Source organism: Pantoea sp. S61 (assembly GCF_016625145.1).
Lineage (GTDB): Bacteria > Pseudomonadota > Gammaproteobacteria > Enterobacterales > Enterobacteriaceae > Pantoea > Pantoea rwandensis_B.
In genome coordinates, this window is the sequence record NZ_JACVUO010000055.1 from 1 (window position 1) to 1247 (window position 1247).

General features: G+C 54.1%; 1 protein-coding gene. It reads right to left on the reverse strand.

Annotation, left to right across the window (positions count from 1 at the left end):
- Nucleotides 1–30 precede the first annotated feature (30 nt).
- A protein-coding gene (locus IAE30_RS29825) for an IS3 family transposase (RefSeq protein ID WP_200681632.1) occupies nt 31–1181 on the reverse strand; the annotation gives its coding sequence in 2 pieces (ribosomal slippage) (nt 31–923 and nt 923–1181; 1152 coding nt in all).
- Nucleotides 1182–1247 lie beyond the last annotated feature (66 nt).

Consider the following 1247-nt stretch of genomic DNA (forward strand, 5'->3'; position numbering starts at 1 on the left):
TGATCCTACCCACGTAATGTGGACACAACCCTAAGCGAGATTCTGGTTTTCAAACTGTTCCGGGCTGAGACCGCCGCACGCACTGTGCCGACGCCAGCGATTGTAATCACACTCAATATAATTAAACACCGTCGTCCGCATTATTTCCCGGCTGGCAAAGCGTTCTCCGTGAATACACTCCACTTTCAACGAGTGAAAGAAGCTTTCCACGCAGGCATTGTCATAGCAGCAGCCTTTTGCACTCATGCTGCCACGCAGATTATGACGTTTCAGCAAGGTCTGATAATCCGCTGAGCAGTACTGACCACCACGGTCGGTGTGAACAATGACATTTTCCGGACGTTTACGCCGCCAGAGTGCCATCTGCAGTGCATCGCAGGCCAGTTGTCCTGTCATGCGCGATGACATCGACCAGCCAATGACGGCCCGCGACCACAGGTCAATCACCACCGCCAGATACAGCCAGCCTTCATCCGTGCGCAGATACGTGATGTCACCCGCCCACTTCTGGTTCGGGCCACTGGCGTAAAAATCCTGTTTCAGCAGGTTATCTGACGCAGGCAAACCGTGCTCACGGTAGCTGACCGGACTGAACTTACGGGTGGCTTTCGCCCGCAGACCCTGACGGCGCAGGCTGGCAGCAATGGTTTTGATGTTGTATTCCGGCAGTTCATCAGCAAGACGGGGCGCACCATAACGCTGTTTTGCCTCAGTGAATGCCTTACGGACAGCCTCATCGCAGATGAGACGGAACTGCTGGCGTGGACCGGGCTGATGGCGACGCTGGCACCAGACATACCAGCCGCTGCGGGCAACCCGAAGCACACGACACATGGCTTTGATGCTGAACTCAGCCCGATGTTTTTCGATGAAGACATACTTCATTTCAGGCGCTTCGCGAAGTATGTCGCGGCCTTTTGGAGGATGGCCAGCTCCTCTGCCTGCTCCGCCAGTTGTCGCTTAAGGCGGGCATTTTCAGCAGCGAGTTCATTTTCACGGTCAGAAGATGAGAGTTGTTGCTGCTGTTTACTTCGCCAGTTATAGAGCTGGGATTCATACAGGCTGAGCTCGCGGGCTGCTGCGGCAACACCAATACGCTCTGCCAGTTTAAGGGCTTCCTGACGGAATTCAGGTGTGTGTTGCTTACGGGGCTTTTTGCTGGTTGATGCTGGTTTTATCATGTGAGCTACCTCTTACTTGAGAGTTTACTCACTTAGTCGCGTGTCCACTATTCGCGGGTAGGATCA